The sequence below is a fragment of the Gillisia limnaea DSM 15749 genome (genome assembly GCF_000243235.1).
GTDB classification, from domain to species: domain Bacteria; phylum Bacteroidota; class Bacteroidia; order Flavobacteriales; family Flavobacteriaceae; genus Gillisia; species Gillisia limnaea.
This window is the reverse complement of the sequence record NZ_JH594606.1, coordinates 1,787,904-1,809,589: the sequence shown is the minus strand read 5'-3', so window position 1 is coordinate 1,809,589 and position 21,686 is coordinate 1,787,904. Positions and strand designations below refer to the sequence as shown.

Genomic DNA, 21,686 nt, shown 5'->3' with positions numbered 1-21,686 from the left:
TTCAGGATCTCTTCTAATCGATTTCACAAAAAAAATCCTTCAGATTTATTTCTTAGAGCGTCTATCTAAATCTCCTTTTTCAAATATTTTCTCCGGAATTGAATCACAAGGGCGCTGCTGCGAATAAGCATCCATACAAAGAAAGCGATCCAGATGGCATAGAGTTTCATTCCGAAGTGATCTGCGATGAGCAATGCCGGAGTGAAACCTAAAAATGTAGCCGCCAGTAAAAGATTCCGAAGATATTTTGCTTCTCCCAAACCTTTAAAAATTCCGTCGAACATAAAGGCGATGGCATTTACCGGCTGCATCAATAAAACCAGCCAAAATACTGAAGAAAACAGTACCAGTACGCTTTCTTCCTTATTAAAGATTAACCCAATCTCATTGTAAAACAAAGCACAAATCCCCATTAAAATAAAAGCTATAAAAACTGAATATTTACTGATCTTTTTGCTGAGTTCCCACAAGCTGTTATAATCCCTGGCGCCCAGAAGTCTACCTCCAATAGCGTTTCCGGCATTTGCATATCCATCAATAAAAAAGGAGAAAAACAACCAGATATTCATAAGGATACTTTGGGCAGCGATGTAATTTTTGCCATAACCGGTGGCATAGGCATTGGCAAGGTAAATAGCAAAGTTAAGCGCAGCGGTGCGCACAAAAAGATTTGCAGCCATGAGAAGCAGGCCTTTTAACTGTGGATTAATATTAAAACTTAATTTTAAATGAAAGGGCGTCTTTTTAAAGAAAAACCACAATGCCATGACCAGCATGGTTGTTTGTGCAGCGAGACTTGCGTATGCGGCGCCTTGTAAATGCATTGCGGGAATGTAATCTTCTACACCATAAACCAGCAAAAAATCTAAAACCACATTAACCAGGGCGCCGGTGATGCTGCATTTCATAGCCCACAAGGTATTTTGGAGTCCTCGGAAAACCCCGAAGATTGCAAAGGTCACTAAGGTAAGTGGATATCCTAAAGCACGAATTTGGTAATATTCTTCAGAGTAGCTTAAAATTAAGCCTTCGGCATTGTAGGCAGAAAATATAGCTTCAGCAAAAAAAGCGGTTGTGGCATAGATCACAATGCTGAAGAGCAGGTTGAAATAGATCGCCTGCGGAATTAGGGTTTTTACCGCGTGTAAACGATTTGCTCCTAAATGCTGGGATACGATAGAAGAGATTGCGGTTTTTGTTTGTGCCACGATCCAAATAATGGCCGAAAGAAAAGAACCAACAATTCCAGCTGCTGCCAGAGCTTCGATGGGGTTTTTATCTACATTTCCTATAATGGCAATATCGGTTAAAGAAATCAAAGGTTCTGCAATCCCGGCAATAATTGCAGGTATTGCAAGGCGGTTGATATTTTTGAAACTTATTGCAGACAATCTTTAAATTTGAACGGTAAATATAAAATAAGTAATTGCTTTCAGAGCGATGCTTTCGGGAGAAATCCAGCGAGATTAATTAGAAATGCTTAATTATAATCTTATTTTTGGAGGATTAGTATCAATACTTATATTCAACCCCTATGAATCAAAATCTAATATGCCTGTTTGCCGTAGCTTTTTTCGGAATGTTTTCAGCGACCGCACAGCAGGATTACCCAACAAACCAGGAGGTAGCACAACGATTGCAGCAAATGGCCTCTTCGGGAAATGCAAAATTAATTTCACTTACTAAAACAGAAGGCGGACAGGATATTTGGGCCCTTCAAATAGGAAAAGGTGATCTTGAAAATAAGTCGGCCATCGCTATTACAGGTGGCGTGGAAGGCTATCACGTTCTAAGTGTCGAATTGGCGTTACAGGTTGCAAACCGATTGTTGAAAGATCATTCTGAATTGCTGAACACTACCACCTTTTATGTTTTTCCAAATATGTCTCCGGATGCTTATTCGCAATATTTTAGCAACATCAAATATGAACGCAGAGGGAATTCGGTAAAAATCGATCACGACAGGGATGGCAGATTGAGCGAAGATGGATATGAGGATTTAAATAAGGATGGATTTATAACAAAGTTTCGGGTAGAAAGTGCTCTAGGGGACTATGTTCCTCACGAAAAGGATCCCCGGGTTTTAGTGAAAGCAGAAAATGATGGTAAAAGTACTACCCGATACAGGCTGTTTTCTGAAGGCATAGATAATGATAAAGATGAAAAATATAATGAGGATCCGGAAGAGGGGATCGCGTTTAATAAGAGCCTGACTTACAAATTCCCGGCATTTGAGCCTTATGCCGGAGATTACCCGGTTTCGCAAAAAGAAAGCAGGGCTTTGCTGGATCACCTGTTCGAGCGATGGAATATTTTTGCATTTGTAACTTTCAGTCCTGCCAATAATCTTTCAGCTCCTTTAAAATTCAATAAAAGTGATGCAGAAAAAAGGGTTGTGAGTTCTATGTTGGAAAAGGATGTGGAGCTCAATAAAATGGTTTCAGAAATTTATAATGAAACCATCCCACACAAAGCCTACAATCAGGAAAATCAGGGTACAGACGGAGATTATTTTCAATGGGCCTATTTTCACTTTGGAAGATTGAGTTTTAGTACTCCGGGATGGTGGGTGCCGGAGGTTAAAGCAGAAACCAAAGATTCCACAATGATCGAAGAAAATAAAGAGATTAAAGAAGTAAAAGTTACCCCAGAAACCAACTTTTTGGCCTGGGCACAAAAGGAAGATCTAAAAAATGTATTTATCGCCTGGCAAGAATTTAATCACCCCGATTTCCCAAATCAAAAAGTTGAGGTTGGTGGAATTAAACCCTTTGTAATGGTAAATCCTCCATACCGAATGGTGGATAGCATTGCTGAAAATCATACGAATTTTATAGTGAAACTCGCTGAAATTCAGCCTAAACTGGAATTTCATAATTTAAAAACTGAAAAACTTAGTGGAGGTTTAACCAGGATCACCGTAGATATATTTAACAATTCCCCGCTTCCAACACATTCAGAACTTGGAGAACGTTCCAGGTGGCTTCAAAAATTACAGGTTACCGTAAATAAAGATAAAAAGGACCTACTTGCAGGGAATACTATCAAGCTATTGGATAAACTTGGAGCTTATGAAAAAGAGACCCTTTCCTGGATCGTAAAAGGTGGAGGAACAGCAAATATAAAAGTAGGAGCGCCGCATACGGGGTACGCAACTATTAATGTAAAACTTTAACTTTTGGCAAAAATGAATTTAAAAAATATAAGAAATACTGCGATTTTAGGGTTTTTCAGTCTGTTGCTGAGTATTCCTACGGGAGTGGCACAGGAGAAATTTTTTCGGGCTATTGGTACTCCACATGAGCCGGAAGTACAGGTAAGCTGGAACAGGTATTATACCTATGAAGGGATAGTGGATATTATGCAAAGAATTGCAAAGGCACATCCCGACCTTGCTAAACTAGAAAGTATTGGCAAATCTTTTCAAGGGAAAGATATCTATTTATTGACGATCTCTGATTTCAAGACAGGGGATCCTTCAAAAAAACCGGCAATGTATATTGATGGAAATATACATTCCAACGAAATACAAGGAGCTGAATTTTCACTTTATACCGCCTGGTATCTTACCGAAATGTTTGATGATCTTGATTTCATCAAAGAACTGCTTCAGGATAAGACTTTTTACATCAACCCTACCATTAATCCGGATGCGCGGAATGAATATATGAATAACCCCAACACTCCGCATTCTCCAAGATCCGGAATGATCGTCCTTGATAATGATGGCGACGGAGAAGCCGGGGAAGATGGGTTTAATGATTTAAACGAAGATAATCACATCACGATGATGATTCGGAAGTCACCTACGGGTAGGTATATTAAAGATCAACTGGATGATAGAAAACTCATTAGGGTTGCTGCTGAAGAAAAGGGTGAATATGAAATGTTAGGTTATGAAGGGGTAGATACCGATGGGGACGGGGAAGTAAATGAAGACGGAATTGGCTATTATGATCCAAACCGCGACTGGGGATGGAAATGGCAGCCGGATTATGTACAGCGGGGAGCCTATAAATATCCTTTTAGTTTGCCGGAAAACCGTGCGGTAATGGAATTTGTGATGAAACACCCCAATATAGCAGGCGCGCAGAGTTATCATAATTATGGAGGAATGATCTTAAGAGGACCTGGAGCCGAGGAAGATAAGGATACCTATAACCAGGAAGACATAGAAATCTATGATGCTATTGCAAAAAAAGGGGAGGAAATGATCCCTGGCTATAAATATTTGGTGGTTTACAAAGATCTTTATTCTGTTTTTGGAGGAGAATTGGACTGGTTTTACGGAAGCCGTGGTGTTTATACTTACACCAATGAATTGATGGTTTCTTACCTTTATTTCCATCAAAACGAAGGTCGTGGAAATCAAGAGGAGGAAATGAAGGTAGACAGGTATTTAACCTTTGGGGATGCCTTTGTAGATTGGGCAGAATTTGATCATCCACAATACGGAAAAATTGAAGTTGGCGGATTTAAAAAGAATTTTGGCCGTGCACATCCGGGATTTTTGCTGGAGCAGGATGCACATAGAAATATGGCATTTACCATATATCACGCATATCATACTCCAAAGATTAGTATTACGGATGTTAAAGAGGAAAACCTGGGTGGTGGCCTGAAGCAAATAACCGCGACAATTTATAACGAACGTTTGATGCCCACCCACAGTAGTCAGGATCTTAAATATAAGATAGAACGGCCGGATTATGTTACAATTTCCGGTGCTAATGTTGTAACCGGAATGATTGTGAAAGATGCCGACTTCAATAAGGTTGAAGAACAAAAAGTGAATCCGGAGAAAATGTTGGTAGAAAATATTCCTGGAATGAATTCGGTAAAAGTTCGCTGGATCGTTTCAGGAGGAGGAAATTATAAAATCAGCGTAGATTCTGCCAAAGGCGGAATTGCGGAATGGAAGAAATAAAAGCGAATTAATGCTGAATATAAAGCCATCGTTCTCTTTTAAGGATGGTGGCTTTTTTTATTTTATTCTACCTGATCTATCTGCACATTAATTAAAGATATTCTACAGAATTAATTCATAGCAGTGAAAAGGATCTTCGCTTTGTTTGGGAAAATAGATATCCCCCAATTTGTGATATCCCCTGCTTTCATAAAATCGTTGATTTCTTTTGTTTTTACTGAAGGTATCAAGTCTTACAGATACAAAATTATTTAGCCTGGCATAGTTTTCAGCAAAACCCATTAGTTTTTGGCCAAAACCTTTACTCCAAACCAATGGATGAACCGCAAATCTATGGATGTAAAGGTTGTTGCTGTTTTTGGTCAACCAATTTATTGGAATATACTCTCTGTCCATAAACCCGGTAAGCACAATAATTCCCAAGATTTTACCCTGATCTTCAAGTACAAATAGTTCTCTTTTTTCAATATCTGCCTGCAATTTTTCTAAGGATGGATAATGCTCATTCCACTGAAAAATTCCTTTTTCCTGCATGGCAACAGCACAGGCCTCTGTGAGGGATTTTATTTCCCGAAGATCCTTTACTTCAGAAAGTCTTATTTTATTCATAGGATGCTTCGCTAATTCAACAGAAATATATTTATACCGGAATGGTTTTACCTGGTTTCCAAAACGTAAAATATAAGAAAATCATTAATACAATGGCAATTTCAGCAATAATTCCCAGAATTGAATTTTCGAATCCAAACTCCCCTCCATTTAGCAAGGTTTCACTTGTTATTTGTGTTTGAAACAAAGAATAAAAATTTTGCCCGCTTACATTAAACCCAAATATACTCTGAAAAAAGTTCCAACTCAGATGCAGGCCTATAGGGAACCAGAGATTTTTGGTATAAATATAAGAAATACCCAAAGCCATCCCCGCTAAAAATAAACTCAAAAAACTTAACATATCAAAATTAGGATTGAATCCATGCAGGGCTGCAAAAAGAAAAGAGGAAACTAGCAGGGCTAAATATTTATTAAAGGACCTCATAAAATTTCTAAGGACATACCCCCTAAATAAAGTTTCCTCTACAAAAGCCACAATTGTAAAAATCCCTAATGAGATAAGTATTTCAATAAAATTAAAGGAAATGGATTGAAATGTAATTTCTTCAATAGATACTAGAAGAAGATAACCCACACACATTATCAATGCTCCCAAAATAAGACCAACGATAAAATGATTTAATTTTGACCTTATATGAAAACCTAGTTCAATAAACTTTTCTTTATCGACGTACTTCATGAAAATCCACAGTACAAGGAAATTCCCGAATAAGTTTGAGAATTGTACCACTAAACGCTGGAGGGAGGTTTCTTCAATTTGTGAATCGTAATCGTAATTTACACCGGCTAAAATCATTCCTCCAAATTGAAATAAACCTACAATTATTAAATACGGAATAATTAAGAGTAGAACTCTTGCCCATCCATAAAATCTAAATTCCATAATTGATTTTTTATCAAACTGAAAAACCACCCTGAAAAGAGTGGTTTTTGTGGAGAATATCGGAGTCGAACCGATGACCTTTTGGCTGCCAGCCAAACGCTCTAGCCAACTGAGCTAATCCCCCAAATTCGGATCCAAAGATAAACAAAAATTTAAAGTGGTAAAATCTTATTTAACTTCATTATTGCTTTCTTCTAAAGTTCACGAGATAGTATTATTTTCGGTCTTTAATTTTTTATGAGGTACTCCGTTTCGGTGTCAAAAAACTCCCGGGTTTTATCGAGTACATGTTTAAAGGCTTTTGGCAAGTCGCTATTGTTCCAGGGATGGGAGGTATTGTAAACATGATCGGCATCTTCTACCAGAAGAAGATCCGGAAAAGGACTCCATTCAAATAACTTTCCTGAATCGCTTATTGGAACTGAGGTGTCATTGCTTCCGTGAACGATTAAATGTGGGATATCAAGTTTTTTTGTGGCCCTGGAAATAGTTAACCTTTCTTCATTCTCTTTAAAATTGGTGTAGAATTGAAAATGATGCGGCAATTGCTGTTTTGTCCTTGTATTCACTATGTAACTCACGCCTTTTTCTTTCCATTGTTCCAAAACCTTTTCTTCGGGAAAACGGGAACCGAAATCGCTCACAGAGGAGAAGGTTACCAGTTTATCAATTCGGTTTTCCTCGGCTGCTTTAATAATTGAAATTCCACCGCCCCGGGAATGACCTATCAAATTGATCCTGGAACTATCCAGGAGCGTTCCATGGTCAAAATCGGGCAGGAGAAGCCAGTCAATTACAGATTGAAGATCATCGAGCTCTTTGATGTAATTGTTCTCCCCAAATGCTTCAATATCCATAAATTCCGTAGGATTTTCAGGGGTAGTGGCATTGTGTGAAAAATTGAATTTAACGAAAAGAAATCCTTTCTCCGCAAAGAACTCCGCCATTTTATCCCAGGGTCCCCAGTCTTTAAAACCTTTGTATCCGTGGCAAAATATAACTACGGGTTTCAGCTTTTCATCATCGGAGAAAAACAAATCTGTTAAAATTGGTTTATTGTGCCTTCCTTCAATTTGGATATTTGTTTTCTTAATAAGCTCCATACGCTGTTTTTATCTCTTTTTCATTAAATGCGATTTCCGGATCGCATATTTCCAGAATTAGTTTTTCTAGTTGTTCTTTAAATTTTTCCAAAATGACATCATCTAAAGCCGTTTTTTTTATCGCTCCACGACCGGGTTTGTCTTTTTCAGCAAACTTCAGGAATCCGGCTTTTAGATTCTTAAATGATATTACTCCGGCTTCCACAGCTAATCCCGGATTTTTATCTTGTAGCAACATTGTAGCGTACATCAACACCTGGAAGGGTTTAGCATAGTGATCATAATCTGAGGTCAGCAGGTCCCAGTCAGTTATTTCCAACTGATTCTGTAGTACTTTCCCGGTTTTATAATCTATAATCCTTAAAATACCATCTGTAACATCTACTCTGTCGACATTTCCCCGAATATTTACAGGAAAATCCAGTTCTTTTATCACCAAGGGCGTTTTCAAATTTGTTTCTATCTCCCGTATTTCAATTTTCTTCCCGAATCTTAATTCCTCTAATTCGGTTTTTAAAAAATTGGTTACGTAGCGTTTTACCACTTCAAATATCAGTAAATTTTTCCCGGTGGAAAGAGGAACTTCACTGTAGTTTGCTTTAAATTTTTTAATCACTTCCTCCGGGGTTTTCCGGATAAATTCCTCCAAGAGCTCTATGCTTAGATGCTTACCTTCAAGCGGCTTGTAAAATGCCTCTAGAGTTTCATGGACCACAGTTCCCAATGTATTATGTGCCACTGTTTCCTCCACTTCTTCCTTATCCCGTATGCCCAGCACATATTGAATATAAAAGTCCAGAGGATTCCTGATGTAGGTTGTGAGTGATGAAGGGGAGAAGCCTTTTTCGGCAAGGGTCTTTAGCTTTTCAAGGATCTCCGGAGTTTTTTGCACGCTTTGCAGTCGATTGTCTATTATAGGAACATCTGGAACAACGACAGAATTTTTGATGTTGTGGAATGCATGTTTTTCGATCTCCAGCTGGATCAAAAAACGGCTTTTTTCACCACCCATCTGGCTATCGGTATCGGAGTTGTGTAAAAGATACACTTTTTTAGCTCTTTGTAAAAGATGATAAAAATGATAGGTGTAAACCGCATCTTTTTCTTTGTAAGTAGGCAGGTTATAAGCCTTTTTAAGTTCATACGGAATAAAAGAATTATTGCTTTTCCCTGCGGGGAGCGTTCCTTCATCCACAGAGGTGAGAATAACGGTTTCAAAATCTAAAACCCTTGATTCCAGCATTCCCATAAGTTGCAACCCCTGAAAAGGTTTCCCCTGAAAATCCAGCGTTTGAAGGCTGCTTAATTCTTTGTAAAAATTTTGCAGAGAAGCTGTTGTTTTAAGGTGAGGATACTTTTTAACCAGTTCTGTTAGCTGTTCCATAACTTTATGGTAATGATACAGGAATTCAAGATTGAGCTCATCTGTGTCTTCCTGAAGCAGTCCACGAATTTTTAAGATAAGTTCATTAAAGTTCTGAAGGATTTGCAGGGGAGCGATTTTCCCTTCAATAAAGCAATGTGAAATCATTGATCTTCCTTCGGCCGTAAAGAAATCCATAATCTGCTTTTTAGAGAGGTAAAGAAGATTATTTTTTTTAATACGACCTATCACTTCATCTGACTTGTTCTTCGTGGCTTTTTGAATGATGGGATTGCTTAGAATCGAAACTACATCTTTATAATAGAATTGGTTTTTTTCAAGTTTCAGGATCTCAAATAATTTTTCAAAAAGGGAAGCGAAAGGACTATATTTCAGGGGGTATCCCATCGTAATATTGAGCGCTTCAACAGTAGGAGGAAGAGAATTTAACATAGGTAACAACAATCCCTCGTCACCTAGAACCAATGCAGTAGCGTTGAGTTGCTCCTGGCTTAGGTTATCAAGGATCTCTCCCACATATTTTGCCTGACCTATACTTTTTGGGATTCCAATTATTTCAATGTCCTTTTCTGCATTAAAATGTGCAGAAGGCTTCTCAAAATCGTGCTCGATATAATATTTCCATGTTTTTTCATATTCCCTCATGAACAATGAGACATCATGATCCCAATCCTGAAAATGGACCTCATCTATATCCCAGAATATCTGTGAATTAAATTCCAGCATTTTTTGAATGATGAGTTGCTCTGCCGCATTTAATGCATTGAATCCAATGAATATATGTTTTTGTGAATTATCCTGAGCGTATTCCTCAATTTTTTCTGAAGCCTGCCTGTAAACTAACCCCTGATATCCCTGGTTTTTTTCCAGCAGATTATTTTTGAGGCTTTTATAGTATTGAGGTAATTTTTTCCAGAATTGGAGGTAGTTTTTTACCAGGTTTGATTTTTCCGGTTGTAAATACCAATGATTGATATCTTGAATCTCAGACAGGTAATTGAAAATAGAGTCCGGGGGAATTAGATACCGGTCTATTTCATTAAAATCGTGAAGCAGGGTTTGTGCCCAATTGCTGAAGCTTTCAAAATCCTCTGTTTGTTCCTTAGGTGTTAACTCCAAATAAACTGAATAAAACTCGAATAAGGATGTTGTAGCATCTATTGTTTTGAGTCCTGAGATATTTTCTGAAAATTCTTCGATACTTAAAATGGTGGGAGAAAAAACAGGCTGATTTATGCTAGTAGAAAGTTCCTTCCTTAAAAAGGAACCAGCTCGCTTACTGGGTAAAATAAAAGAGATCTCAGAAAGAGTCTCACCTTGGTTGTGGAGCTTTTGAAGAATTTCAGAAATAAAAGATATCATAGGCTAAAAATAGAAAACGCCCCGTAAGAACGGGGCGTTTTCAAAAAAAAGTTTAAACTTTTTTACTAGTTATTCGTAGAAGTACTGTCTGTTGCAGTTTTTCTAACTTCTTTATCTTTATCCAAAGAGATTTCAACCCTTCTGTTATCCTGTCTTCCTGCAGCAGTATTATTCGTTGCAATTGGTCGGGCTTCTCCGTAACCTTCAGAAGTTAATCTGCTAGCTGGAATTCCTTTAGAAACAAGGTATTCTCTTACTGAAGCAGCACGTTCTTTAGATAATTTCAGGTTATAATCATCACTACCCTGGCTATCTGTATGTCCACCAATGTGGAAAATAGTGGTAGAATATTCGTGCATAATCTCGTGGATTGAATTTAGAGCTGATTGAGACTCAGATCGGATTGTAGCCTTGTTAAGGTCAAACAATACAGTTTTAGAGTATTCGTTCAATTCTTTGATCACTTCAGCAGATACTTCAGGACATCCGTTATTTGCTACGGTACCAGCAACATCTGGACATTGGTCATCTTTATCTAAAACACCGTCACCGTCTTTATCTTTGAAAGGACAACCGTTGTTTGCTTTAGGACCAGCTTCATTAGGACATTCGTCTTCACTATCTTTTACACCATCACCATCAGCGTCAGGACATCCATTCATTGAGGCAAGACCTGCAACTGTAGGACATTCGTCTTGAGGATCTGGAACACCATCACCATCGGTATCAGGACATCCGTCAAACTCGGCTAATCCAGCTTCCATAGGACATGCATCTTTACGGTCTTCAATTCCATCACCGTCAGAATCTGGACATCCGTTAAATTCTGCTAAACCTGGAGTTTCAGGACACTCATCATCTTTATCGTAGATTCCGTCACCATCTGTATCTTTTCCACCAAATACAAATTTAATACCTGCGGCATGTTGAAAGTGCGTTGGGTTTTCGTCTTCAAAAGCGTATTTGTAAGTAGACTGGATGTTTAAAGCGATGTTATCTGAAAACCAGAAGTTGAATCCAAGAGTACCATTTAATGTACCAAATCCTTCTTCGTCTAACCAGGTATATCCACCACCGGCTCCAAGGAATGGGTCAAACCATCCGTCGTTTAATGCGGCTCTAAGGCTGTAATTCAAAGCTCCGTCCAATGCATAGTATGATAAATCGTCTACACTTGAATCACCAAATTTATCGATTTGATTTACAGAACCTGCTGCTTCAAACACGAATCCACCACCAATATATCTACCTACAGATAGTTTTGAAACCGAAGGAAGAATATTCCAGTGGTCACTTACGTTGAAAAAATCCTCACCAAAATCTCCATTAGGAGCATCTTCTCCGGTAGGGAATGTGTCAACCGCGTTTACACCAATACCTATGGCCCAAGGGTTGTTTGCGTCCTGAGCCTGTACCGAAGTAAGACCAAAGACTAACAATGAAGCTAATAAAAATCTGCTAAGATGTTTCATATCTGTTATTTTAATTTTTTGTGTTAATTGAAGCAAAAGTATGTGCAAAATCGATATTAACAAAGTTATATATAATAAAGTTTTCTTAATTAAGCACGAAAATGCCCTATTTGCAAGGGTTTATTTAGGTTTTTGCTGAGTTTAAACCAGGAGTTCAAGCTATTGGCACCTAATTTTTTTACCCTTTTATATCAAATTTATCATAAAGATCGAAATAATTTAACAATAACCAATCTATTTATTGAAAATTAAATGACGCCAAGTTCCTTCCCAATTTTTGTAAATGCCTGTATTGCTTTGTCCAAATGAGATTTTTCGTGAGCTGCAGAAAGCTGTACCCGGATGCGCGCTTTGCCTTTGGGAACAACAGGAAAGAAAAACCCAATCACATAAATGCCTTCTTCGAGTAATTTATCGGCCATATCCTGAGATAGTTTGGCATCGTGAAGCATTACAGGAACAATTGCGGAGTCTCCATCTATTATATCAAAACCGGCAGCTTTAATCCCCTGCTTGAAATATTTAGTGTTTTCCTCCAGCTTATCCCGTAAGCTGGTGTCTCCTTTTAGCATTTCAAACACTTTTAAGGAAGCACCTACAATTGCAGGAGCCAGTGAATTCGAGAACAAATAAGGCCGGGATCTTTGACGAAGCAAATCAATTATCTCCTTTTTTCCGGTGGTATAACCGCCCATTGCACCTCCAAGTGCTTTTCCTAAGGTTCCGGTTATGATATCTATTCTTCCCAGGGCATTCTTTTCTTCCATGGTGCCAATTCCCGTCTTTCCTATAAAACCAGTAGCATGACACTCATCTACCATCACCAGGGCATCATATTTATCGGCCAGATCACAAATTTTATCCAATGGTGCCAAAAGTCCGTCCATGGAGAATACCCCATCTGTCACAATCAATTTAAAGCGTGCTCCTTTTTCATTAGCAGCGATCAATTGTTTTTCCAAATCTTCCATATTACCGTTCTCATATCGAAATCTTGCTGCTTTACATAAGCGCACTCCATCTATAATGGAAGCGTGGTTGAGGGAATCGGAAATTATTGCATCTTCTGCTGATAACAAAGGTTCAAAAATCCCTCCATTAGCATCAAAACATGCCGCATACAAAATGGTATCATCGGTTCCGTAGAAATCTGCAATGGTCTTTTCAAGGTCTTTATGGATATCCTGGGTACCACATATAAAGCGAACACTGGACATTCCAAAACCGTGAGAATCCAGCGTGTCCTTTGCCGCTTTAATGACTTCAGGGTGTGAGGACAATCCCAGGTAATTATTTGCACAAAAATTAATCACTTCCTGTCCTGTAGAAATTTTTATTACAGCTCCCTGAGGAGAAGTTATTATCCGTTCTTTTTTATAAAGGCCATCTTCTTTAATTTGTTCTATTTCTTTTTGCAAATGTTCTTTTATTGCTCCGTACATAGTTTCTGTTTTTTACAAAATTAATCATCTTTTACACAAAAGCGATGTTCAACTCTTCATTTATATAAATCAATATTTTATTTGTCACTTCAAAGTTCATCAAAGAAAGTAAATCGGCATACTGGTTCATCTGTGCTATATGACTATCGCTTACATTTCCGGTTTTATAATCCATGATGGTAACCGTTTTTCCATCAAAGATCAATCTATCCGGCCTTAATAGTGCGCCATCCGGACTTATGATGTCCCGTTCCCTGTAAATTTTTGATTCCTTCAAAAAATAAGGGCTTAACTCAGGATGTGAGATTACCTGCCATAAAATTTCTTTTATTTCCTCTTTCTCTTTCAAATCCAGGTTTTCTTTTTCTGAAAATTTTTCTAATGTCTTTTGAATATCTTCTGAAGTATCTATTTCAGAAAGAATATCATGGATCAAATTTCCTCTTTTAATAGCTTCTTCTCTGGCCGATCCCCATATAACACCGGAGCTGGTTATTAATTTCACGGCATTAGATCTTGTTGGGGAAGAGTAATAATTTTCCTGGCGAATAGTTTCAGCAGCTATTTCTTTCTTATAATTGGTGAGTTCTTTATTTCCAAACTCATAAATCTTGTTTTCATTCCAGAGTTGAAGTGATTTCAGGAAACCTATCAATAATCCTGATACCTTTTTTTCATCTTCATCCCCTTTACTATTCAGTTCATAATTTGAAATAACATATAACTGTTGAGAAGCCCTTGTAAATGCAACATACAGTATGTTTATATTGTCAAACTCGGTTTGATCTACCCGCTCCCGGAAAGCAGCGGCCTCAAATTCACCCCAATTCTTCATCTTTTCTGAAGCTTTTAAATATCCCACGGGAATATCATCAAGGTTTTCCGGAAGTGGTACCCAAAGGTAATCGCGGCTTACATCCCTCAGTTTTGTTTTCGCGAATGGATAGATCACCACTGGAAATTCCAGGCCTTTAGATTTATGGATAGTCATGATTTGAACAGCATGTTCGGTTTTTGGAGCAACAATGCTCAATTTTCCTGCTTCCTGTTCCCAAAGTTCCAGATATGCCGGGATTCCGGTGAAGTTTTTTGAGGTTTTCTCAAAGATAAAATCCAGGTAAAACTGAAGGTATGCATCAGATTTTTTAATAAGTGAAAAACTCCGGATAATATATTCTGCCGCCTCATAAAGCGTCAAAATCTTCAGTTTCCCGAGGTCAAAGTTGATGTTATATTCTTTTAACCAATCAAAAAACAGGCTACCATCATATGCTAGATTTTGCTCAAGATTCCTATGCGGATTTTCAATATTCAGTGTATGATTGAGATAGTTTAAAATTTTCCATTTCAAATTTTTATCCTCATTGGTTAATGAAAACTCAAAAATGGCATTGATGAAATTAACTTCGGGAGAGTTTGAAACCAATAAGGATTCTGAAGAAACAATTGAAATGCCTTGCTCACTCAAGTATTTTGCTATTGCAAAACTCTGGTTTCGGGTTCGTGTCAAAACACAAATATCACTTTTTGACATCCCCTGGCTTTCAAGATCTTTAACTATTTCAAAAACTCTTTCTGGCTGAAGCTCCAATTCTTCCTCTTTATTTTCGGTTTCCATAAAAGAGATATTCACATAGCCCGGAAATTCCTTGATCGCCTTTTGCGAACTGGACTTAAATAATTCACTGTACACCGGGTTTTCAAATTTCCCTGATATAAATTCAAAAAATGAATTGTTGAACTCCACTATTTTTTCTGCACTTCTGTAATTATTTGGCAGGTTGATAATATTTTTTTCTGTGGTAAAAGGGTTTTGATCATTGTACAGATCTATAAATTGTTCAGCCTTGCCGCCGCGGAACCTATAGATGGATTGCTTAGCATCTCCTACGATCGTGAGATTTGCATTTTCATTGTTTAAATGTTCACTGGAGAGCGCGTGGTCTATTAAAGGAACAATATTTTGCCATTGCATCTCTGAGGTATCCTGAAATTCATCTATAAAATAATTCCGGTAGCGTTCCCCCAGTCGTTCATATATAAAAGGAGCGGGCTGCTGATTGATCTCTGCCGCGATTGTTGGATTAAAGTCTGAGATCAATACCAGGGAGCGTTCTTTTTTGATGTTTTCAATTTCTGCTGAAATTTCGCTCAGTAAGGAGAGTGGATTTAAATTTTTGATAATTTCTTTTAAATATTCCCTTCTGAAAATCCCTGCTCTGGAAGTTTTAAAAAGCAATATAATTTGCGCCTTATGCAGATCTAGAACTGCTTTTTTATCTGACGGAACTGCTTTAGAATACAGCGGTTTGTCATCGATTTCCTCCTGCCATTTAGCACCAAATGGCCTTGAATAATCCTTTAAACGGATTTTTTCGAAATATTTAGAGAGGTATCCTCCATTAAAATTTGCTTTTTCCAGGCCTTCCAGATCAACCAGTTCAAAAAAACTTTCTGCCGTATCGTTTATAATTTCCTCGGTTGCTATTGTTTCTTGCTTGAGTTTTTTCGAAAAATCTTCAAAATCCTGTAAGGTCTTACCTTTTAGAAGCGTGACATATTTTTGATGATTTTCCTGTGTAAGCAATGCCGAAAATTCGAAAAGGTCTTTTGAAATATCCCAGCTTTTATCATCATCGGCCTTGGAAATTGTGTAACTAAGCAGGGCCTTGGTAAGTTTTTTATCCTCTCCGGCGCGGCTTATAACCCTGTCTACCGCTTCTTTTAGTACCTGTTTTATATTCAATTCCACTTCAAAATTAACAGGGATCCCAAGATCTTTTGCGAAAGTCCGGATAATTTTATGAGTAAACCGGTCTATCGTGGAAATGTCAAATGCAGCATAATTATGGAGGATACTTTTTAGGATTTTTCTTGATTTCAACTTAATTTCCGTGGCAGGCATTCCTGTTTCCTTTACCAAATCGGTTAGTAAATTTTTAGAATTTGCAGGGCATTCCTCCTGTGCCAAAGCGTTCAAATTAAGTATCACTCTGGATTTCATTTCGGCTACCGCCTTGTTTGTAAAAGTGATGGCAAGAATATTTTTATAGGAATCATTTTTCGCGGCATTAAAAAGCAACAAAAGATATTGCTTTACCAGGGTATAAGTTTTTCCGGAACCTGCAGAGGCGTTATAAACGGTAAATGTATTCTGGGTATTCAATATTTGAATTTTTGAAGGTTTAGAAAGCTACAGGAGTATAGTTATAAATTTTAAACCAAGTCTTGTATAAATGCAATCTTTAAGTAATTTATAACACAAAAATATTTTTAATAATAGGCTTAATACTTAAATTTGGGAAAAATGATTAAATAATAACAAAAATAAATATAATTATGGCTTTTGAATTACCAAAATTAAAATATGCTTTCGATGCATTAGAACCTCATATAGATGCAAAAACAATGGAAATTCACCACGGGAAGCATCACGCGGGGTACACTTCCAAATTGAACGCTGCAATTGAAGGGACAGATCACGAAGGTAAAACTATAGAGAATATTCTTAAGAATCTCGACAAAAGTAATGCTGCTGTTAGAAATAATGGAGGAGGGTATTACAATCATACTTTATATTGGGAGATCATGTCTCCAAATGGTGGTGGAAAACCTGAAGGGGATTTGGCAAAGGCTATAGATACAGCTTTTGGATCTATCGATGCCTTTAAGGAAGAATTCTCCAAGGCTGCTGCCGGGCAATTTGGTTCAGGTTGGGCCTGGTTGTGCGTTCATGAGGGAGGAAAAGTTGAAATTTGTTCTACTCCAAATCAAGATAACCCATTAATGCCTGGAGTTGGATGTGGCGGAACCCCTATTTTAGGAATTGATGTTTGGGAGCACGCTTATTATTTACATTATCAAAATAAACGTCCGGATTATATCGAAGCATTCTTTAACGTTATAGACTGGAAAGAAGTTGCATCCCGATTTGCGAAAGGAAAATAGATAAAAATAGTTGTTAAGATAGGCCTGCTACATCCGATCCGTAGCGGGCTTTTTTTTGGTTTAAAAATGAAAAAAGGCGGACGGAGAGTCCACCTTTTTTGCCCCAAATCTACCATATACTTAACCTACTTATGCAATGGTGAGTGCAAGATATTAAATAACATACAAGAAAAAAAAATTTTTAGCTAAACGGCATATATATAGGTTATACGCTACTTAATGGCCTTTTTTTAGGGAGATTTTAAGAATAAATGAAAGGAATTTCTTAGAAATTATTGGACATAAAAAAAGGCAGACGAGAGTCCACCTTTTTTTGCCCCAAATCTACCATGAACTTAACCTACTTATGCTATGGTTCTGCTAATATAGATGAAACCATCTTTCAAGCAAACACTTTTAGGTGAACTACCCAAATATTAGTTGAAAGGCACTTTTCTATAATTATTTCTAATAAGTTGTAAGAAAAAACTAGTATGCTCTGTCCTTATTCCCTTCATAAAAATTTATAAAAGCCCTGTTAACAACCCTGTTTCCTCCAAAAGTAGGATAATCTCCTGTAAAATACCAGTCGCCTAAATTCTTGGGACATGCTTTATGAAGGTTTTCCACGGTTTGGTAGATAACGTGAACTTCGGTTTCAACCTCAGGCTCACTTAATAATTCTGCAATTTTATCTGAAATTTCCTGATCTGTAAACGGTGCGTAAACCTCTGTAACAAAGTTTTGAACTTCTTCATCTGCCAATTCCACTTGTTTTTTACATTTTTCATAAACAGAATCCACGATATGGTATTGATTTGTGTCTTCCAGCAAGGCAAGGGCAGCTTTAAAAGCAACAAAGTCTTCCAGTCGGGCCATATCAATTCCGTAACAATCGGGATAACGAATTTGAGGGGCAGAGGAAACCACGATTAATTTTTTGGGGTTTAATCTGTCCATCATTTTTATAATACTCTTTTTAAGGGTAGTGCCCCTAACAATACTGTCATCAATTATCACAAGATTGTCTGTAGGTTTTACCACCCCGTAGGTAACATCATATACATGGGTTACAAGATCATCCCGGCTGCTATCCTCAGTTATAAAGGTGCGCAGCTTAACATCTTTAACGGCAATTTTTTCTGTTCTCAATCTGTGCGCAAGAATTTCCTGCAAGCGCTCATCGGTGAGGGTTTCTTTTTCCTCCAGGATTGCCTGGTTTTTTTGTTTATTCAATTCATCCTGTGCTGCTTCCACCATTCCGTAGAAAGAAGTTTCAGCCGTATTGGGGATAAATGAAAACACCGTATTTATTGTATCGTGTTTAATGCTTTTTAATACTTCAGGCATAAGTAATCTGCCCAGCATTTTTCGCTCATTATATATTTCTGCATCACTTCCGCGGGAGAAATAGATCCGCTCAAAGGAACAGGCTTTTCGTTCCAGAGGTTCCAGTATTTCGGTAATATTAACTTCCCCGCTCTTTTTAGTGATAATGGCATGTCCCGGATCAAGTTCCTTAACATCTTCAAACTTTACGTTAAAAACGGTTTGTATAACAGGTCTTTCTGAAGCGACTACTACAACTTCATCATCCTGGTAATAATAAGCCGGCCTAATCCCTGAAGGATCACGTAGTACAAAGGAATCTCCATGGCCTAATAAGCCAGCCATTGCATAACCTCCGTCCCAGTTTTTAGCCGATTTTCTCAAAATCTTTGCGACATTTAATCGTTCCGCAATCAAAGGAGAAGCCTGCACTTTGGAATATCCTTCATGCTTGAGCTTTTTGTATAATTTCCGAACTTCAGAATCTAAAAAATGACCAATTTTTTCCATCACCGTAACCGTATCTGCACGTTCTTTGGGATGTTGACCTAATTCTACAAGATTATTGAAAAGTTGTGAAACGTTGGTCATATTGAAATTCCCGGCAACGATAAGGTTTCGATGCATCCAGTTATTTTGGCGTAAAAAAGGGTGCACACTCTCAATACTGTTTTTACCAAAGGTTCCATAGCGCACGTGCCCTAAATACAATTCGCCTATGTATGGTAAATGTTTTTTTTGAAGGCTAACATCGTTGGCATACTCGGGATGTTCTGCAATCTCGGCATTGATACGCTCATTTATTTGTTTGAATATATCTTGTATAGGCTGTGCTGCATTGGAACGTACCCTGCTTATGTAGCGATCTCCGGGAATGGTATTTAATTTGATACTGGCAAAACCTGCTCCATCCTGACCACGGTTATGCTGCTTTTCCATCATTAGGTACATTTTATTCACGCCATAAAATGCAGTGCCATATTTTTCTTTGTAGAATTCTAAGGGTTTTAATAGTCGGATAAGTGCAATTCCACACTCATGTTTAATAGCATCGCTCATAGTAAATTCCTTTCGGATTCAAGTGGGTTAATGGTATACTTAGTCACAAAAAAAGTCCAATAATTACCGGACTTTTTTTGGTGTTAATTCTATATCAAATTGGGTTAAGTTTTCAAATTCTCTTAGGCGCAGCTGAATCTCTTGCTTGGTGAGGGTTTCCATTCGTTCTGTCCCGAATTTTTCTACGCAGAAAGAGGCAAGGGTAGACCCATAAATAACTGCATTTTTCATATTTTCAAACGAAATATCTCCTGTTTTTACCAGGTGGCCAATAAATCCTCCGGCAAAAGTATCGCCAGCTCCGGTAGGATCAAAAACTTCTTCCAGCGGCAGTGCAGGAGCAAAGAAAATTTGTTCTTCATGGAAAAGAAGGGCACCGTGTTCCCCTTTTTTTATAACCACATAATCAGGTCCCATTTCCTCAATTTTCCGGGCCGCTTTTACCAGGGAATGTTCTCCGGTAAGTTGTCTTGCTTCTTCATCATTGATAGTGATCACATCCACTTTTTTGATAACTTTTAAAAGATCGTCCCAGGCGTTATCCATCCAAAAATTCATCGTGTCCAGCACCACCAGCTTTGGGTTTTTCACCTGTTCCAGTACACTAAGCTGAACCAAGGGATGTAAATTCCCAAGCATGATCATTTCCGCATCTTGATATACAGCCGGAACAACGGGGTTGAAATCTGCCAGTACATTTAATTGAGTTTCCAGGGTATCACGGCTATTAAGATCATTATGGTATTTTCCGCTCCAGAAAAAAGTTTTCCCTCCTTTTACTATTTCGATCCCATCTATATTAACCCCTTTGTTGGTTAATAATTCAAGATGAGTGTTTGGGAAATCGTCTCCAACAATGGATACTATAGCGTTGTCTATTTCAAATTGGGCAGAAGAGAGGCCAATATAAGTTGCAGCACCTCCAAGAATTTTATCGGTTTTGCCAAATGGGGTTTCAATTGCATCGAAGGCTACTGTGCCTACTATCAATAATTTACTCATAATATGGTTTCAAATTTGTGGCGCAAAGGTACGGTTTGTTTTTCAAGACCTTTGGGTGATTTTAAAAATTTAACTAAATCAAAAAAGCTCGTTTTAGTCCTCTCTAAATCCGTTGTCAATAAGTAGACGGGATTTTTTAATTGCTTCTACTGCGAGCGCATCGCAGCGTTCATTTTGAGAATGATTGTTGTGACCTTTAATCCATTTAAAATCAACCTTATGTTTTCTGAATTCGATTAAAAAATCCTTCCATAAATCTGAATTCTTTCGGTCTTTAAACCCTTTTTTTTCCCAATTAAAAACCCAGCCTTTTTTTACTGAATCTGCTACGTATTTCGAATCTGTAAAAACCAACACCGAAGTACCGGGATTTTTCAGTTTTTTTAAGGCTTCTGTTACTGCAAGTAATTCCATCCGGTTATTGGTGGTGTGCTTAAAACCCTGTGCAAACTCTTTTTTATAAGGTTTGCCTACCCATTCCATGACTATTCCATAGCCACCGGGTCCGGGATTTCCCCTGGCGGCGCCATCGGTATAAATGTGAACGTCTGGCTTAGTCAACAGCTTTATTTTCTAGAAGATTTTTAATTATTTCAGGGAAATGCCGGTATTCCAACTCGTGGATCTTTTCGGCTAAACTTGTAGGAGTATCATTTGGAGCAACCGGAATGGAAGTTTGAAATATGGTTTGGCCTTCATCGTATTTTTCATTTACATAATGTATGGTAATTCCTGTTTTCTGGTGTTTTTGATCGATCACCGCAGAATGTACACGGTCTCCATACATTCCGGCACCACCAAAGTTGGGAAGCAAAGCAGGATGAAGATTTATAACTTTAGCGGGAAAGGCCTGCAGGGTTTTAGATGGAAAGAGCCATAAAAATCCGGCAAGTACAATAAGATCAGGATTAATATCCTTCAAAATATTCAATACTTCATTGGTTTTGTAAAAGGATTCCCTGTCAAAACAAAGCGACTTGATTTTTAAATTATGGGCGCGAACCAAAACTTTAGCCGAGGGTTTATTTGAAAATACGGCAACCACTCTTGCCAGTTCCGAGTTTTCAAAATAATGGATAATATTTTCTGCATTGGTTCCGGATCCGGAAGCAAAGATGACTATTTTTTTGGGTGATATGGGTTTTAGAGTGTTCAAAAAGGAGTCTGTTAATAATTAAAGATGG

General features: G+C 37.8%; 15 protein-coding genes and 1 tRNA gene. 3 read left to right on the top strand and 13 right to left on the bottom strand.

Translation table 11 applies throughout. The annotated features are described in order from the left end of the window. Positions 1-65: 65 nt before the first annotated feature. Positions 66-1,391, bottom strand: a complete 1,326-nt coding sequence (locus tag GILLI_RS09880) for an MATE family efflux transporter (RefSeq protein ID WP_006988969.1) — start codon at positions 1,389-1,391, stop codon at positions 66-68. Between the two features lie 143 nt (positions 1,392-1,534). On the opposite strand from GILLI_RS09880, the gene GILLI_RS09875 reads away from it, so the two are divergent. Together GILLI_RS09875 and GILLI_RS09870 are read left to right on the top strand one after the other, a co-directional pair. After that, positions 1,535-3,175 carry a M14 family metallopeptidase gene (locus GILLI_RS09875; protein ID WP_006988968.1) on the top strand — a complete coding sequence of 547 codons (1,641 nt, stop codon included), beginning with the start codon at positions 1,535-1,537 and terminating at the stop codon, positions 3,173-3,175. Between the two features lie 12 nt (positions 3,176-3,187). Next, entirely contained in the window at positions 3,188-4,927 is a 1,740-nt protein-coding gene (locus tag GILLI_RS09870) for a M14 family metallopeptidase (RefSeq protein ID WP_006988967.1), read from the top strand. A gap of 102 nt (positions 4,928-5,029) precedes the next feature. Here GILLI_RS09870 and GILLI_RS09865 read toward each other — a convergent pair whose 3' ends face one another. The 8 genes from GILLI_RS09865 to GILLI_RS09830 all read right to left on the bottom strand — a co-directional run bounded on the left by GILLI_RS09865 (position 5,030) and on the right by GILLI_RS09830 (position 16,351). Next, the gene (locus GILLI_RS09865; RefSeq protein WP_006988966.1) at positions 5,030-5,536 is read right to left on the bottom strand and encodes a GNAT family N-acetyltransferase; all 507 of its coding nucleotides are present in this window, start codon (positions 5,534-5,536) and stop codon (positions 5,030-5,032) included. Between the two features lie 31 nt (positions 5,537-5,567). Then, positions 5,568-6,422 (bottom strand): CPBP family intramembrane glutamic endopeptidase, encoded by an 855-nt coding sequence (locus GILLI_RS09860; protein WP_006988965.1) that lies wholly within the window; start codon positions 6,420-6,422, stop codon positions 5,568-5,570. A gap of 50 nt (positions 6,423-6,472) precedes the next feature. Continuing rightward, a tRNA-Ala gene (locus tag GILLI_RS09855) sits at positions 6,473-6,546 on the bottom strand. 103 nt (positions 6,547-6,649) lie between these two features. Further along, positions 6,650-7,525: an alpha/beta hydrolase family protein gene (locus tag GILLI_RS09850; RefSeq protein WP_006988964.1), complete on the bottom strand. Its 876-nt coding sequence runs from the start codon at positions 7,523-7,525 to the stop codon at positions 6,650-6,652. Then, positions 7,512-10,271, bottom strand: coding sequence for a PD-(D/E)XK nuclease family protein (locus tag GILLI_RS09845; RefSeq protein WP_006988963.1), 2,760 nt, complete (start codon positions 10,269-10,271; stop codon positions 7,512-7,514). Before GILLI_RS09845 ends, GILLI_RS09850 begins: the two co-directional genes overlap by 14 nt. A gap of 65 nt (positions 10,272-10,336) precedes the next feature. Further along, positions 10,337-11,743: an OmpA family protein gene (locus GILLI_RS09840; RefSeq protein WP_006988962.1), complete on the bottom strand. Its 1,407-nt coding sequence runs from the start codon at positions 11,741-11,743 to the stop codon at positions 10,337-10,339. A 248-nt stretch (positions 11,744-11,991) separates the two neighbouring features. Continuing rightward, positions 11,992-13,185, bottom strand: coding sequence for a glycine C-acetyltransferase (kbl, locus tag GILLI_RS09835; RefSeq protein WP_006988961.1), 1,194 nt, complete (start codon positions 13,183-13,185; stop codon positions 11,992-11,994). 31 nt (positions 13,186-13,216) lie between these two features. Next, complete coding sequence (locus tag GILLI_RS09830) at positions 13,217-16,351, bottom strand: UvrD-helicase domain-containing protein (RefSeq protein WP_006988960.1); 3,135 nt, start codon at positions 16,349-16,351, stop codon at positions 13,217-13,219. 173 nt (positions 16,352-16,524) lie between these two features. On the opposite strand from GILLI_RS09830, the gene GILLI_RS09825 reads away from it, so the two are divergent. Then, positions 16,525-17,133, top strand: a complete 609-nt coding sequence (locus tag GILLI_RS09825; protein WP_006988959.1) for a superoxide dismutase — start codon at positions 16,525-16,527, stop codon at positions 17,131-17,133. Between the two features lie 468 nt (positions 17,134-17,601). Here the strand turns inward: GILLI_RS09825 and GILLI_RS09820 are convergent, their stop codons facing one another. The 4 genes from GILLI_RS09820 to purN form a co-directional block, all read right to left on the bottom strand. Next, entirely contained in the window at positions 17,602-19,500 is a 1,899-nt protein-coding gene (locus GILLI_RS09820; protein WP_006988958.1) for an amidophosphoribosyltransferase, read from the bottom strand. Positions 19,501-19,563: 63 nt separating this feature from the next. Then, entirely contained in the window at positions 19,564-20,502 is a 939-nt protein-coding gene (locus GILLI_RS09815; RefSeq protein WP_006988957.1) for a PfkB family carbohydrate kinase, read from the bottom strand. Positions 20,503-20,595: 93 nt separating this feature from the next. Then, complete coding sequence (gene rnhA / locus GILLI_RS09810; protein WP_006988956.1) at positions 20,596-21,063, bottom strand: ribonuclease HI; 468 nt, start codon at positions 21,061-21,063, stop codon at positions 20,596-20,598. Further along, positions 21,056-21,658, bottom strand: a complete 603-nt coding sequence (gene purN / locus GILLI_RS09805) for a phosphoribosylglycinamide formyltransferase (RefSeq protein ID WP_006988955.1) — start codon at positions 21,656-21,658, stop codon at positions 21,056-21,058. Before purN ends, rnhA begins: the two co-directional genes overlap by 8 nt. Positions 21,659-21,686: the final 28 nt, after the last annotated feature.

What these genes read in the sequence shown, in the direction of transcription:
- GILLI_RS09875 (WP_006988968.1), top strand. Translation starts at nt 1,535, where the DNA reads ATGAATCAAAATCTAATATGCCTGTTTGCCGTAGCTTTTTTCGGAATG.
- GILLI_RS09870 (WP_006988967.1), top strand. Translation starts at nt 3,188, where the DNA reads ATGAATTTAAAAAATATAAGAAATACTGCGATTTTAGGGTTTTTCAGT.
- GILLI_RS09865 (WP_006988966.1), bottom strand. Translation starts at nt 5,536, where the DNA reads ATGAATAAAATAAGACTTTCTGAAGTAAAGGATCTTCGGGAAATAAAA.
- GILLI_RS09860 (WP_006988965.1), bottom strand. Translation starts at nt 6,422, where the DNA reads ATGGAATTTAGATTTTATGGATGGGCAAGAGTTCTACTCTTAATTATT.
- GILLI_RS09850 (WP_006988964.1), bottom strand. Translation starts at nt 7,525, where the DNA reads ATGGAGCTTATTAAGAAAACAAATATCCAAATTGAAGGAAGGCACAAT.
- GILLI_RS09845 (WP_006988963.1), bottom strand. Translation starts at nt 10,271, where the DNA reads ATGATATCTTTTATTTCTGAAATTCTTCAAAAGCTCCACAACCAAGGT.
- GILLI_RS09840 (WP_006988962.1), bottom strand. Translation starts at nt 11,743, where the DNA reads ATGAAACATCTTAGCAGATTTTTATTAGCTTCATTGTTAGTCTTTGGT.
- kbl (WP_006988961.1), bottom strand. Translation starts at nt 13,185, where the DNA reads ATGTACGGAGCAATAAAAGAACATTTGCAAAAAGAAATAGAACAAATT.
- GILLI_RS09825 (WP_006988959.1), top strand. Translation starts at nt 16,525, where the DNA reads ATGGCTTTTGAATTACCAAAATTAAAATATGCTTTCGATGCATTAGAA.
- GILLI_RS09820 (WP_006988958.1), bottom strand. Translation starts at nt 19,500, where the DNA reads ATGAGCGATGCTATTAAACATGAGTGTGGAATTGCACTTATCCGACTA.
- GILLI_RS09815 (WP_006988957.1), bottom strand. Translation starts at nt 20,502, where the DNA reads ATGAGTAAATTATTGATAGTAGGCACAGTAGCCTTCGATGCAATTGAA.